The sequence below is a fragment of the Marinobacter sp. LM1 genome, from assembly GCF_042763285.1.
In the GTDB taxonomy this organism is placed as follows: Bacteria; Pseudomonadota; Gammaproteobacteria; order Pseudomonadales; family Oleiphilaceae; genus Marinobacter; species Marinobacter nauticus.
Window position 1 is genome coordinate 2691804 of record NZ_CP114373.1, and the last position, 13451, is coordinate 2705254.

At 58.3% G+C, this 13451-nt stretch carries 11 protein-coding genes; all 11 read right to left on the reverse strand.

The features are described 5' to 3' along the window. Positions 1-16 precede the first annotated feature (16 nt). Positions 17-1072 (reverse strand): tRNA pseudouridine(13) synthase TruD, encoded by a 1056-nt coding sequence (truD, locus tag OZ656_RS12670; protein ID WP_379944550.1) that lies wholly within the window; start codon positions 1070-1072, stop codon positions 17-19. Beyond that, entirely contained in the window at positions 1069-1548 is a 480-nt protein-coding gene (gene ispF / locus OZ656_RS12675) for a 2-C-methyl-D-erythritol 2,4-cyclodiphosphate synthase (protein WP_011784440.1), read from the reverse strand. Before ispF ends, truD begins: the two co-directional genes overlap by 4 nt. Before the next feature lie 34 nt (positions 1549-1582). Next, positions 1583-2284: a 2-C-methyl-D-erythritol 4-phosphate cytidylyltransferase gene (ispD, locus tag OZ656_RS12680; protein WP_199451761.1), complete on the reverse strand. Its 702-nt coding sequence runs from the start codon at positions 2282-2284 to the stop codon at positions 1583-1585. 144 nt (positions 2285-2428) lie between these two features. Continuing rightward, positions 2429-2701 (reverse strand): septum formation initiator family protein, encoded by a 273-nt coding sequence (locus OZ656_RS12685; RefSeq protein WP_011784438.1) that lies wholly within the window; start codon positions 2699-2701, stop codon positions 2429-2431. A 199-nt stretch (positions 2702-2900) separates the two neighbouring features. Continuing rightward, entirely contained in the window at positions 2901-4196 is a 1296-nt protein-coding gene (eno, locus tag OZ656_RS12690; protein ID WP_379944551.1) for a phosphopyruvate hydratase, read from the reverse strand. 326 nt (positions 4197-4522) lie between these two features. Then, positions 4523-5368, reverse strand: a complete 846-nt coding sequence (gene kdsA / locus OZ656_RS12695) for a 3-deoxy-8-phosphooctulonate synthase (protein ID WP_379944552.1) — start codon at positions 5366-5368, stop codon at positions 4523-4525. Positions 5369-5370: 2 nt separating this feature from the next. Next, positions 5371-6999, reverse strand: a complete 1629-nt coding sequence (locus tag OZ656_RS12700; protein ID WP_011784435.1) for a CTP synthase — start codon at positions 6997-6999, stop codon at positions 5371-5373. 88 nt (positions 7000-7087) lie between these two features. Continuing rightward, positions 7088-8425: a tRNA lysidine(34) synthetase TilS gene (tilS, locus tag OZ656_RS12705; RefSeq protein WP_199451759.1), complete on the reverse strand. Its 1338-nt coding sequence runs from the start codon at positions 8423-8425 to the stop codon at positions 7088-7090. Then, the gene (gene accA / locus OZ656_RS12710; protein WP_011784433.1) at positions 8409-9362 is read right to left on the reverse strand and encodes an acetyl-CoA carboxylase carboxyl transferase subunit alpha; all 954 of its coding nucleotides are present in this window, start codon (positions 9360-9362) and stop codon (positions 8409-8411) included. Before accA ends, tilS begins: the two co-directional genes overlap by 17 nt. A gap of 102 nt (positions 9363-9464) precedes the next feature. Then, positions 9465-12947, reverse strand: a complete 3483-nt coding sequence (gene dnaE / locus OZ656_RS12715; protein WP_228285445.1) for a DNA polymerase III subunit alpha — start codon at positions 12945-12947, stop codon at positions 9465-9467. Between the two features lie 2 nt (positions 12948-12949). Next, positions 12950-13426, reverse strand: a complete 477-nt coding sequence (locus OZ656_RS12720; RefSeq protein ID WP_014421922.1) for a TlpA disulfide reductase family protein — start codon at positions 13424-13426, stop codon at positions 12950-12952. Positions 13427-13451 lie beyond the last annotated feature (25 nt).

A 13451-nucleotide genomic window follows, 5' to 3' on the forward strand; every position in this document is an offset into this window, starting at 1 on the left:
ATCTCCGCTAGCCTTACTACTTGTTATCACGGCTGAGGCTCAGGTCCTCAAGCTCGAAAAGGTCGCCCAATACCGTTGTGGCGTATTGCCCGGGCGACAACACAAACTGAACTCGCAGGGTGGTGGTATCCAGCCACTGCCATTTGAACTCACCCGGGTGGGCAACCAGGGGGCGCCGCTCCGGTTTCATGCGGGTGGACTGGAACAACCTGGCCAACCCCGGGCAGGCATCCACCACACCACGCTCAAGGGATTCCTGCTCGCCCGAGGCCAGCGTACCGCCATCGCCCCACAGTGGTCCGGTTGGCCCGGCACCTGAGGGTTCCGGCTCTCCCGGCAACACCTCAGTCCAGGTTCGATTGCTGACCCGCTCCGCAAGTACCTGATTGAACAGCCAGGAACGTGCCGCCGAAAAGTACAATACGTTTTTCGACGCGCTTCTGCCAGTGCGCCCGCGCTTGCGATTGAGCCGTGAGGGATCAATCTGTACAGCACGGTCGAGATTCGCTCCCTGAAAACCGAACCGCTGGGGGCCAAAATAATTGGGGGCGCCCTGGCTCGCCAACCGCGCAAGCCCGGCTTCCACAAGCTCGCGCTGGCCCGTCACATTGCGCAGCACAATCTCAAAACCATTGGCCTGATGATCACCCCGCCTCAGTTTGCGGGAATGGCGAACCGCGGCCCGAACCGGCCAACGCTGGCCAACCTCTGCCATCAACGCCTGATCGTCCGCCTCCTGGCCTGGCCGATAAAGACTGAACCACTGAACCGTCACCGCATGCCGGTCTTTCAGGCCACAGAAACCAACATCGAAAGAACGACAGCCCGCCAGAGCCGCCAGCTCCCGGGCGACGTACTCGGTATTGTCACCGGTTTTCTCCAGCCGCAGGCAAAGGTGCTCACCGTCGCCGGATACCTCAACCGGACCTGGTGCCGCGGCATCCTCCTCCCGCTCCGGCCAGAGCAACTCCGTAACCCGGAAATCCTCTGGCGACGTTTTCAGTTCAGCACGACCAACCCGGGCTCCGCCAGACACCGGCCAGTCCAACAGCCACTGAGAATCCTCACTCACTGGGAAACCGCCTCAAGCAGACACACCGCCTGACAGGCAATGCCTTCCCCTCGCCCGGTAAAACCCAGCTTTTCTGTGGTGGTGGCTTTCACGCTCACCCGATTAGCAGGCACACCCAGATCCTCGGCAATGTTCATCCGCATCGCCTCTATGTGGGGCGCCATTTTCGGCGCCTGGGCAATGATTGTGGTATCAATATTGGTAACCGCGTAACCCTCATCCAGCACCCGCTGCATCACCCGCCGCAACAAGTCCCGGCTGTCTGCGCCGGCCCACTCCTCGCTGGAATCCGGAAAGAAATGGCCAATATCACCCAGCGCCACCGCACCCAACAGCGCATCCGCAAGCGCATGCAACAGAACATCCCCGTCCGAGTGCGCCATGAGACCGTGGCTATGGGGAATTGTCACACCCCCAAGAATGACAGAATCGCCCTCACAGAAGGCATGGACATCAAAGCCCTGACCAATGCGCATGATCATCTCCGAAAACAGAACAGAATGCAGGGAATCACTGACGTCCGAGAATAAACTCCGCCAGCGCCAGATCCGAGGGGACCGTAATCTTCAGATTATCCGGGCGCCCTTCCACCAGAACCGGCATGTTACCGGAAAACTCCATGGCAGAGGACTCATCCGTAATCGCCTGGCCACGTTCCAGACACAATGACAACGCCTGTTTTAACGCTCCGAACCGGAACATCTGCGGCGTCAACGCCCGCCACAACCTGCTCCGGTCAATGGTCTCACTCACCACCGGCAATGATCCGGCCTCGGCAAGCTTCAACGTATCCGCCACCGGCGCAGCCAGCAAACCACCCACCGGATGCTCAGACAAGGTCTCAATCAGACGGGACAGATCTTCAGAATGAACACATGGCCGCGCCGCATCATGTACCAGCACCCAGTCATTATCCGCCGCCTGCCCCTCCAGGGCTACCAGAGCCGACAACACCGAATCCGCCCGTTCTTTGCCCCCAGTACAGGTCTGCACCCGATCATCCCTCGCCGACTCACTCTCCGGCCACCAGTGGTCCTTCGGATTCAGCGGCACCATACAACCTTTAAACGGGGCGTTGTCCAACAAACGGGACAGGGTGATGTCCAGGATAAAACGGTTATTGATCCTGAGGTATTGCTTGGGGCATTCGGCTTTCATGCGCTGGCCGATACCGGCGGCGGGGACGATAAGCCAGAGATCTGGGGTACTCATAGACGGCTCTGCACAAGGTACGGAGAGTATCATGGGCCTTCTTTCCGGGAATTTCGGAGGCCATGGATGGCCGGAGAGAAGCGCACAGGGAAGTGCTTGTAGCGGTTCCCGGAAAGAAGGCCCATGATGCTCTATGCACCGAAGTTAATTCTCGACGACCAGAAAGAACGTCTCATCCTCACGAATCAGGCCAAGATTCATCCGGGCCCGCTCCTCAACGGCGCCCTGCTCATTGCGAAGATTCCGCACCTCCGCATAAAGCCGGTCATTCCGGGCCGCCAACTCGGCATTCTCTTCCCGCTGCTCGGCAATCGACTGCTCCAGGGCCCACACCTGCGCAAAACTGCCCTCCCCGATCCACAGGCGAACCTGCAGCAGGAGTATCAGCACTACCAGAATGGCCCAAAGCGATTTCATGCCGAATCCGTACAGAAAATGAACAACAAAATAAACGAGTCGAGGGTCAAGTATAGACCTTATAGTAGATTAGCAACAATTTTCTGTAAGTCACTGTACAAAAAGGCCATCGTGTCTGAATTTTCATTCAGAACGCGATGGCCTTAACATTTTGTTACCTGCCGGAATGGACCGGCAGGTCAGAAAACGTCGCTAATCCTCAACCCTGACCTTTGATTTCGCTCAGGCCACGGTATGGTGCCTTGCCTTCCAGCGCCTCTTCAATACGCAGCAGCTGGTTGTACTTGGCAACCCGGTCGGAACGACACAGAGAACCAGTCTTGATCTGGCCAGCACAGGTAGCTACGGCCAGATCCGCAATGGTGGTATCTTCGGTTTCACCGGAGCGGTGAGAAATGACCGCCGTGTAGCCAGCATCCTGAGCCATCTTGATGGCATCCAGAGTCTCGGTCAGGCTACCGATCTGATTGAACTTGATCAGAATGGAATTACCAATGCCCTTCTCGATACCCTGCTTCAGAATCTTGGTATTGGTGACAAAAAGGTCATCCCCGACCAGTTGAACCTTGCTGCCCAGTTTGTCGGTCAGCACTTTCCAGCCGTCCCAGTCGCTCTCGTCCATACCATCTTCGATGGACACAATCGGGTAACGGTCGCACAGGCCGGACAGGTAATCGGCAAAGCCTTCGGAATCGAAGCTCTTGCCTTCACCAGACAGCTGGTACTGGCCATCTTTGTAAAACTCGGAAGAGGCACAGTCCAGCGCCAGAGTGACGTCTTTGCCCAGTTCATAACCGGCTTTCTCGACGGCTTCCTTGATCGCCGCCAGGGCTGCTTCGTTGGACGGCAGGTTGGGGGCAAAGCCACCTTCGTCGCCTACGGCGGTGTTCAGGCCCTGGGCCTTCAGCACTTTCTTGAGGCTATGGAAGATTTCGGCACCAACGCGCAGGGCTTCACCGAAGCTGTTCACGGAGACCGGCTGGACCATGAATTCCTGGATGTCGACGTTGTTGTCGGCGTGCTCACCACCGTTGAGGATGTTCATCATCGGCACCGGCATGGAGAATTTGCCGGAGGTGCCGTTTACATCGGCGATGTGCTCATACAGAGGCTTGCCCAGGGAGACAGCTGCGGCTTTGGCAGCAGCCAGGGATACGGCCAGGATGGCGTTGGCGCCCAGGTTGGCTTTGTTTTCGGTGCCGTCCAGGTCGATCATGATCTGGTCCAGACTGCGCTGGTCGGCGGCATCTTTACCCAGCAGGGCGTCACGAATTCGACCGTTGATGGCTTCAACGGCTTTGCGAACACCTTTACCGAGGTAACGGGAGGCGTCACCATCGCGCAGTTCCAGAGCTTCGCGGGAACCGGTAGAGGCGCCGGACGGTGCGCAAGCGCGGCCCAGTGTGCCGTCTTCCAGGATGACGTCTGCTTCCACGGTGGGGTTACCACGTGAATCCAGAACCTCACGGGCTTTGATGTTGGCAATCTTGGTCATTCGGTTGATTCTCCAGATTTTATCTTTTAATCACTATACAAGCTTTGAATGATGGTGCCGGAGCGATCAACTGGAAGGGCCTGGCGAAAACCGCTACAAGCACCCACCAGTGGGTCCAGCCAGCAATCACAGATTGCTGTCGTTCGGCTGCGCATGAAGCTCCGCTTCATACACGCTTGCCTCACCCATGTGCGCTTCTCTCCGGCCATCCCTGGCCTCCGAAATTCTCGCCAGGCCCTTCCAGTCGCTCGCTCTCAAGGTTCACGGTATGCCGTCATTCCAAAAACAATGAGGCATGCGACCTGTCAAAATACCAACACCGCCAATCAGGCGGTGTCGATAGGTTTGAAACTTTTTACCAGATCGTCGACAGCTTTCACTCGCTCAAGGAACGGTTCCAGCTGGCTCAGGCGCAAGGCGCAGGGGCCATCGCATCTGGCTTTGTCCGGGTCAGGGTGAGCCTCAAGGAACAGGCCAGCCAGGCCCTGAGACATTCCCGCCAGGGCCAGGTCGGTGACCTGGGCGCGACGCCCGCCGGCGGAGTCGGCCCGACCGCCCGGCATCTGCAGGGCGTGAGTGACGTCGAAGAACACCGGCACGTTCATCTGTTTCATGATGCCGAAGCCAAGCATGTCCACCACCAGGTTGTTGTAGCCGAAGCTGGTGCCTCGCTCGCAGAGGATAATCTGGTCGTTGCCGGCTTCTTCGCACTTGGTGATGATATGCTTCATTTCCTGGGGTGCCAGGAACTGGGCTTTCTTGATGTTGATGACCGCACCGGTTTTGGCCATGGCCACCACCAGGTCAGTCTGGCGACTCAGGAAAGCAGGCAACTGTATGATGTCGCAGACTTCCGCCGCCGGGGCAGCCTGGCCGGGCTCGTGCACGTCCGAGATGATCGGTACGCCATACTTGCTCTTGATATCAGCCAGGATCTGCAACCCCTTGTCGAGGCCGGGGCCGCGGAAGGAGTTGACGGATGAGCGGTTGGCTTTGTCGAAGGACGCCTTGAATACGTACGGGATGCCCAGGCGAGTGCAGACATCCACATACTTTTGCGCGACTTCAAACGCCAGTTCCCTGGACTCAAGCACGTTCATGCCGCCGAACAGCACAAACGGCTTATCGTTGGCGATCTCAATGCCCGAGACGTTCAGGTTGCTGCGCGCCATAATCAGGATCCTTTCTTGTTCGCCAGCGCGGCTTCAACAAAGCCCTTGAACAGCGGATGGCCGTCGCGGGGTGTTGAGGTAAATTCCGGGTGGAACTGGCAGGCCACGAACCAGGGATGATCAGGTGCTTCCACCACTTCAACCAGTTTGCCATCGGCAGAGCGGCCGGAGATTTGCAGGCCTGCTTCTTCCAGTCTCGGCAGGAAGTGGTTGTTGACTTCGTAACGGTGACGATGGCGCTCACGAATGGTCTTCTTGCCGTAACAGCCAACGATGGTGGAGCCTTCGGTCAGCACACAATCCTGGGCCCCCAGACGCATAGTGCCGCCGAGGTCGGATTCTTCGGTGCGCTCTTCTTTTTCACCGGTGGCATCGAGCCATTCGGTGATCAGGCCGACAACCGGCTCCGGTGTGTGTTCACGGAATTCCGTGCTGTGGGCGTCTTTCAGGCCGGCCACGTTGCGGGCGTATTCGATAACCGCCACCTGCATACCCAGGCAGATGCCCAGATACGGCACCTTGTTTTCACGGGCGTACTGTACGGTGCGGATCTTGCCTTCCACGCCACGCTCACCAAAGCCACCGGGCACCAGAATGGCATCGGCGGATTCCAGCACGGAGGTGCCGTCGCGTTCGATGTCTTCGGAGTCGATGTAGTTGATGTTGACCTTGGTGCGGGTCTTGATACCGGCGTGCAGCAGGGATTCGATCAGGGACTTGTAGGCGTCCAGCAGCTCCATGTACTTGCCGACCATGGCGATGGTGACTTCATCCTGCGGATTCATCAGTGAATCCACAACCGCGTCCCATTCGCTCAGGTCTGCTTCACGGGCATCGAGACCGAAGCGTTCGATCACCAGCTGGTCCAGCCCGTATTCGTGCAGCATGCGCGGAATGGCGTAGATGGACCTGGCATCCTGCATCGGAATGACCGCACGCTCTTCCACGTTGGTGAACAGGGCAATCTTGCGACGGGAGCTGGCATCCACTTCGTGTTCAGAGCGGCACAGCAGGATATCCGGCTGCAGGCCGATGGAGCGCATTTCTTTCACGGAATGCTGGGTCGGCTTGGTTTTGATCTCGCCGGCGGTAGCAATGTACGGCACCAGCGTCAGATGCATGAACAGTGCACGCTGGGAGCCTACTTCCACCTTCAGCTGACGGCAGGCTTCCAGGAAGGGCAAGGACTCGATGTCACCCACCGTGCCACCAACTTCAATCAATGCCACATCGGCACCGGCTGCGCCTTCCACCACACGGCGTTTGATTTCATCGGTGATGTGCGGAATGACCTGAACGGTACCACCCAGATAATCGCCCCGACGCTCCTTGCGAATAACCTCTTCGTACACCCGGCCGGTGGTGAAGTTATTGCGCTTGGTCATTGGAGTGCGAATGAAACGCTCGTAGTGGCCAAGGTCGAGGTCGGTTTCCGCGCCATCTTCGGTGACGAAAACCTCACCGTGCTGGAACGGGCTCATGGTGCCGGGGTCCACGTTGATGTACGGGTCCAGCTTGAGAATGGTGACCTTCAGGCCGCGTGCCTCAAGGATGGCTGCCAGTGAGGCAGACGCAATACCTTTCCCCAATGAGGACACGACACCGCCGGTGACGAAAATATAACGCGTCATGCAGATTCCGTGATTATCTGGTTCGGTGAAGGAGGGAGATTATTCATCTCAAGATGGGACGCCAGACTACCAGAAAGCCCCTCTCTACTCAATCACAATCCCGCTCCACAATCAGCCGCCAGCCGGCGGCATGGGCGCCTCCGGAGTATTGTTCAGAACACCACAAATCGCCAATGGCAATCCATGCCTCTCCAGCCGCCGAGACCTCGTAAACCAGCGGCAGAGCCGCTCTCTCCCAGGGTGGCACGCCCTGCTCCTGCATCCAGGTTTTCAGCGATCGGGAGGGTAAATTGCTGCCGAACCGGATTCGCTCGCCGCCCTGCCTCGTAGATACCCTTATTTCCGGACAGGAGGCTTCCGTTGTAGCGCTCTGCGATGCAGGCACAAGCCGAAGGGTCCACCACCCCCACTCCATGACCTGGCCCGGCAACAAGGGCCTGGGACCCACAGGGATTGCGACCTGGGGCACCAGGTAAAGATGATCCCGATAACGGCGGATACAGAATCCGTCTCCACGAATTTCCGGAGTTCGATCCGACCCTGCATGAAGCAACTGGTCGAGTGCTGAGCACCAATCTGACAGCGCCGGAACCGGCAATCCCCGGCCATGAATCCACCAGCGCACCAGGTTCCGGCGCTCGATCTGCCCAAGTGCCGAGAACGGGGCCAGGCGGATTCGACCTTTATCGTCGCCGCAACTCTGCCATTGCAACTCCGCCAGCCGCTGACTCAGGGTTTCACTCTCGGCGCAGGCCCGGGCACTATGAGCAAGGCGCCTCAACAAACCCGGCCAACGCTGTTTAAGGCCCGGCATTACCGAGTGCCGCAGATAATTGCGGTCGTGTACTTCACTCTGGTTGCTGGGATCTTCTACCCAGCTTACCCCCTGCTCACGCGCCACCTGCTCCAATCGACTGCGGGATACGTCAAGCCAGGGCCGGTAGAGATGCCCCAGCCCGAGCGACCGGGCAGCAGGCATTCCGGCCAGACCGTTTACGCCAGTACCACGCAGCAGCCGGAACAGAACCGTTTCTGCCTGGTCGTCTGCATGGTGCGCCATCAGTAGAAGGTCGTTGTCTCCCAGAACCTTCCTGAAGACCTCGTAGCGCGCCGCTCTTGCTGACTCTTCGAGGCTCCCCGCGCCCGCAGCTACATTCACTCGACGCACCTGGAGTTCGACGCCCAGTCCAGCACAGAGATCGATACAGGCGCGCTCCGTCTGATCGTGATTGGACTGTAACTGATGATTGATATGCAACGCTCTGACGCGCGGATGGGCGGCCGCAACGACATGCAAAAGCAGGGATGAGTCCAGGCCGCCGCTCAGGGCGACCCAGAGTTCATCACAGGCGGGAAGTTTCTGAACCGGCCCGATCAGGTCTTCGGGCCAGGTATCCCGGCGAGCGGTGTTACCGCCCGCCGTCATAGCGGGTAAGACGCTCGTACCGGCGGGAAACCAGTTCATCCAGCGGCAATCGGCTCAGCTCAGCCACGCCCTGGGCCAGCGACGTCTTCAGGGTTTCCGCCATTTTTTCCGGATTACGGTGAGCGCCGCCCAGCGGCTCATCGATCACGTGATCCGCCACACCCAGCTCTTTCAGACGATCGGCGGTAACGCCCATGGCCTCAGCCGCCTGAGCAGCGTACTCGGCGCTCTTCCAGAGGATGGAGGCGCAGCCTTCCGGAGAAATAACGGCGTAGGTGGAGTACTGCAACATGTTGAGCTGGTCGCAGACACCGATCGCCAGTGCGCCACCGGAACCACCCTCGCCGATCACGGTAGAGATAATCGGAGTTTTCAGTCTCGACATCACCGCGAGGTTGAATGCGATGGCTTCACTCTGTCCGCGCTCTTCGGCACCGATACCGGGATAAGCGCCCGGGGTATCGATAAAGGTCAGAATCGGCATTTTGAAACGTTCAGCCATTTCCATCAGGCGCAGAGCCTTGCGATAACCTTCCGGACGAGGCATCCCGAAGTTGCGCTTGACCTTGTCCCGCACTTCACGACCCTTCTGGTGACCGATAATCATGACCGGCGTGTTGTCCAGGCGGGCCGTGCCGCCAATGATCGACAGGTCATCGGCGTAGCGTCGGTCACCATGTAGTTCATCGAAGTCTTCGAAGATCAGGTCGATGTAATCCTGGGTATAGGGCCGGCGTGGATGCCGTGCCAGACGAGCAATATCCCAGGACTTAAGGTCTGAGAAGATCGACTCCGTCAGGCTGATGCTCTTCTTTTTCAGGCGGCTGATTTCGTCGGTGATATTGATATCGGTGTCATTGCCCACCATGCGAAGCTCTTCGATCTTGGCTTCCAGGTCGGCGATCGGCTGTTCGAAATCCAGGTAGTTAGGGTTCATGATGTTCCATCATTTTATTGCCAGGCGGGCCGAAACCCGCCAAAACCAGAATTTGGGACAAAGATAGCAGCGCTGCCGGCACGGCTAAAGCGGACATTGGTCTTAATCATAGACCAGTTCCACAGACTGGTCGCCCACCAGGTGTTTCAGCTCGAACAACAGCGTGTCGTCTGGCTGTACCCGCCAGCTTTCACCCAGTTCGATACGTGTGCTGGCCTCGGCACTGCGGTACTCAATCCAGACCGGACTGCCTTCGTTACGAAACGGTCTGAGAGTATCATCCAGCTTGTCCAGAAGACCATTTTGCAACTGCTCTGAGCGCAACGCCAGTTTGATACCCCGGCTGAACTGCTGACGAGCAGTGGCCACATCCATCACACTACTGACCCGCATTTTCATCTGGCCGGAGTAGTCATCGTGGCTGACCTGTCCTTCCACCACAATCACCTGATCCGACTGCAGTAACTCCCGGTTCTCGAAGAAGGCCTCGGAAAACAGGGTAGCCTCAATCCGGGCACTGCGATCATCCAGGGTAATGAAACACATGGTAGAGCCGGTCTTGGTCTTCATGGTGCGCTGGGCCACCACCAGCCCGGCCACCCGCTGGGGCGATTTATTGGGTTTCAGATCGGCGATGGAGCAACGGACAAAACGGCGTACTTCCCGTTCGTATTCGTCAAAGGGATGTCCGGTAAGGTAGAGACCCAGAGTGTCCTTTTCACCTTTCAGGCGCTCTTTCTCCGGCCACTCCCGAACCTGGGCAACGTCCGCATAGGTGTCTTCATCATCGCCACCGCCCTCAAGCATCTCTCCGAACATGTCCACCATGCCGGCGGCATCGTTGCGGGACTGCTGATCCGCCTGCTGAATGGCCTTGTCGATACTGGCCATCAGCTTGGCGCGGTCGGCGCCCAGTTTATCCATGGCGCCAGAGCGAATCAGGGCTTCCATGGCCCGCTTATTGACCTTTTTCAGATCCACCCGGCGGCAGAAATCAAAGATATCCTGGAAGGGGCCTTCTTTGGCCGCTTCTACAATGCTCTCGATGGGCCCTTCACCGAGACCCTTGATCGCGCCCAGACCGTAGACAATCTGCCCCTGATCATTAACGGTAAAGGTATAGGCCGACCGGCTGACGTCCGGCACCAGCAAGTCCAGCTTCATGTTGCGGCACTCTTCCACCAGCGTCACCACCTTGTCGGTGTTCTGCATATCGGCAGTGAGTACCGCGGCCATAAACTCGGCCGGATAGTGGGCTTTCAGCCACAGAGTCTGGTAAGACACCAGCGCGTAGGCGGCGGAGTGGGATTTGTTGAAGCCGTAACCGGCGAATTTCTCCACCAGGTCAAAGATGTTTTCCGCCAGGGTCTTGTCTATGCCGTTGTTTTCACAACCGTCCAGGAAGATGGCTTTCTGCTTGGCCATTTCTTCAGGCTTTTTCTTACCCATGGCCCGGCGCAGCATGTCGGCGCCGCCAAGGGTATAGCCCGCCATCACCTGAGCGATCTGCATGACCTGCTCCTGGTACAGGATAACCCCGTAGGTGGGCTCCAGAACCGGCTTCAGGCCCGGATACTGGTAATCCGGGTGCGGGTAAGACAGCGGCTGACGGCCGTGCTTCCGGTCGATAAAGTCATCCACCATGCCGGACTGCAGCGGGCCCGGCCGGAACAGGGCAACCAGGGCGATCATGTCTTCCAGGGAATCCGGCTGCAGGCGGCGGATCAGATCTTTCATACCCCGGGATTCCAACTGGAATACCGCCGTGGTCTCTGCCTTCTTGAGCATGTCAAAAGAGGGCTTGTCGTCCAGCGGAATCGCGCTGATGTCGAGCTCGCCTTCCCCACGCTGCTGCCGGCGCGGGTTGATCATGTTCAGTGCCCATTTGATGATGGTCAGGGTTCGCAGGCCCAGAAAGTCAAATTTCACCAGGCCGGCGTCTTCCACATCGCCCTTGTCAAACTGGGTCACCAGACTGCCGCCTTCGTCATCACAGTAAAGCGGCGAAAAATCGGTGATCTTGGTGGGTGCGATCACCACGCCCCCGGCGTGCTTGCCGGCGTTGCGGCACACGCCTTCCAGCTTCAGAGCCATCTCCCAGATTTCCTGGGCTTCTTCATCCTGCTCCAGGAATTCCTTGAGCTGGGGCTCCTGCTCGATCGCCTTGTTCAGGGTCATGCCCACTTCAAAGGGGATCAATTTGGAGAGTTTGTCTGCCAGACCGTAGGATTTTCCCTGCACCCGGGCCACATCCCGCACCACCGCTTTGGCGGCCATGGTACCGAAGGTAATAATCTGGGAAACCGCTTCCCGGCCGTATTTCTGGGCGGTGTAGTCGATGACGCGGTCCCGGCCTTCCATGCAGAAGTCGACGTCGAAGTCCGGCATGGAGACCCGCTCCGGGTTAAGGAACCGCTCGAACAGCAGGTCGTATTCCAATGGATCCAGGTCCGTGATCAGCAGCGCATACGCCACCAGCGAGCCTGCACCGGAACCCCGGCCCGGCCCTACCGGAACGCCGTTGTTCTTGGCCCATTTGATGAAGTCCATTACGATCAGGAAGTAGCCGGGGAACCCCATCTGGATAATGATATCCAGCTCAAACTTCAGGCGCTTGTAATACTCTTCACGCTTTTGATCATACTCCGGATCGTCCTTGCTCAGGGTCTTCGCCAGCCGGGCTTCCAGTCCTTCTTCCGACACATGGCGAAAATATTCGTCCATGGTCATACCGTCCGGAATGGGGTAATTAGGCAGAAAGTATTCGCCCATCCGGACCTTCACCGAACAGCGCCTGGCGATTTCCACGGTGTTTTCCACGGCTTCCGGAATGTCCGAGAACAGCTCGATCATTTCCTCGGCGCTGCGAAGATATTGCTGGTCGCTGAACCGACGATCCCGCCTGGGATCGTCCAGAGTCCGGCTTTCTCCGATGCAGACCCGGGCTTCGTGGGCTTCAAAATCATCCGCCTCAAGGAAGTGAACGTCATTGGTCGCCACCACCGGCAAACCGAGTTCAGCCGCCAACTCCACACTCATGTGCAGACAATCCTCGTCACCGGCCCGCCCTGTGCGCTGCAGCTCCAGGTAATAACTGTCGGGATAGAGGTTTCGCCAGTAGTCTGCACGCTCCCTGGCCAGTTCCGGCTTCCCCGCCAGCAAGGCCTTGCCAACGTCCCCCATCTTGGCGCCGGACAGCACAATCAGGCCCTTGGCACGGGATTCCAGCCAGCTTTTCTGGACAATCGGCTTGCCGTAGCGCTGGCCTTCGGTATAGCCCTGGGAAATGATCTCCGTCAGGTTCAGGTAACCATCGTTGTCTCGGGCCAGCAAGGTCAGCCGGAACGGGGTTTCGGGCTCATCCGGATTCTCCAGCCAGATATCGGCACCGATAATGGGCTTGACGCCCGCGCCCATGGCGGCCTTGTAGAAACGTACCAGTGAGCACATGTTGGACTGTTCGGTCAGGCCAACCGCCGGCATGCCCAGTTCCGCGACCCGGCTGATCAACGGTTTGACCCGAACCAGGCCATCCACCATGGAGTATTCGGAGTGAACGCGCAGGTGTACAAAGGTGTTTGCCATGGTCATTCGCCAATCAGTGCTCGGATGTCTTCTTCGGTCTGGGGCCCGAATCGGGCCTCAATCAGGGTGCCTTCAGGATCCACAACGAAAGTGGCAGGCAGCGCCATCGGCACCTGCCAACCGAACCCGGGCCCCGGATCAGAGGCCAGCATGGTAAACTCAATCCCCATACGTTCGCCGAGTTCAACCAGCGGCACACCCGTAACGCCATCAAAATTAACCCCAAGCACCGCAATATCCGGAGCCTTGTCCAACTCGTTCAGCTCGGGGATTTCCTCAAGGCAGGGTTTGCACCACTCCGCCCAGTAATTCACCAGTACCCATTGGCCGCGGTACTTGTTCCAGTTGGCCAGGGTGCCGTCGGCCCGTTCCAGCTCGATCTTTTCACAACCTGAGACCAACAACAGCATCAGCATGAGTACCGGCCATGCCAGCCAACGTGCGCCACTACAAAAGAGCCCGGACTGAGGGTACTGCAAGGGTTATCCTCCTGTTAGACTAACG

Coding starts and splice junctions, on each gene's coding strand:
- kdsA (WP_379944552.1), bottom strand. CDS start 5,368: ATGGCGCGCAGCAACCTGAACGTCTCGGGCATTGAGATCGCCAACGAT.
- OZ656_RS12700 (WP_011784435.1), bottom strand. CDS start 6,999: ATGACGCGTTATATTTTCGTCACCGGCGGTGTCGTGTCCTCATTGGGG.
- OZ656_RS12685 (WP_011784438.1), bottom strand. CDS start 2,701: ATGAAATCGCTTTGGGCCATTCTGGTAGTGCTGATACTCCTGCTGCAG.
- eno (WP_379944551.1), bottom strand. CDS start 4,196: ATGACCAAGATTGCCAACATCAAAGCCCGTGAGGTTCTGGATTCACGT.
- ispF (WP_011784440.1), bottom strand. CDS start 1,548: ATGCGCATTGGTCAGGGCTTTGATGTCCATGCCTTCTGTGAGGGCGAT.
- accA (WP_011784433.1), bottom strand. CDS start 9,362: ATGAACCCTAACTACCTGGATTTCGAACAGCCGATCGCCGACCTGGAA.
- ispD (WP_199451761.1), bottom strand. CDS start 2,284: ATGAGTACCCCAGATCTCTGGCTTATCGTCCCCGCCGCCGGTATCGGC.
- tilS (WP_199451759.1), bottom strand. CDS start 8,425: ATGACGGCGGGCGGTAACACCGCTCGCCGGGATACCTGGCCCGAAGAC.
- dnaE (WP_228285445.1), bottom strand. CDS start 12,947: ATGGCAAACACCTTTGTACACCTGCGCGTTCACTCCGAATACTCCATG.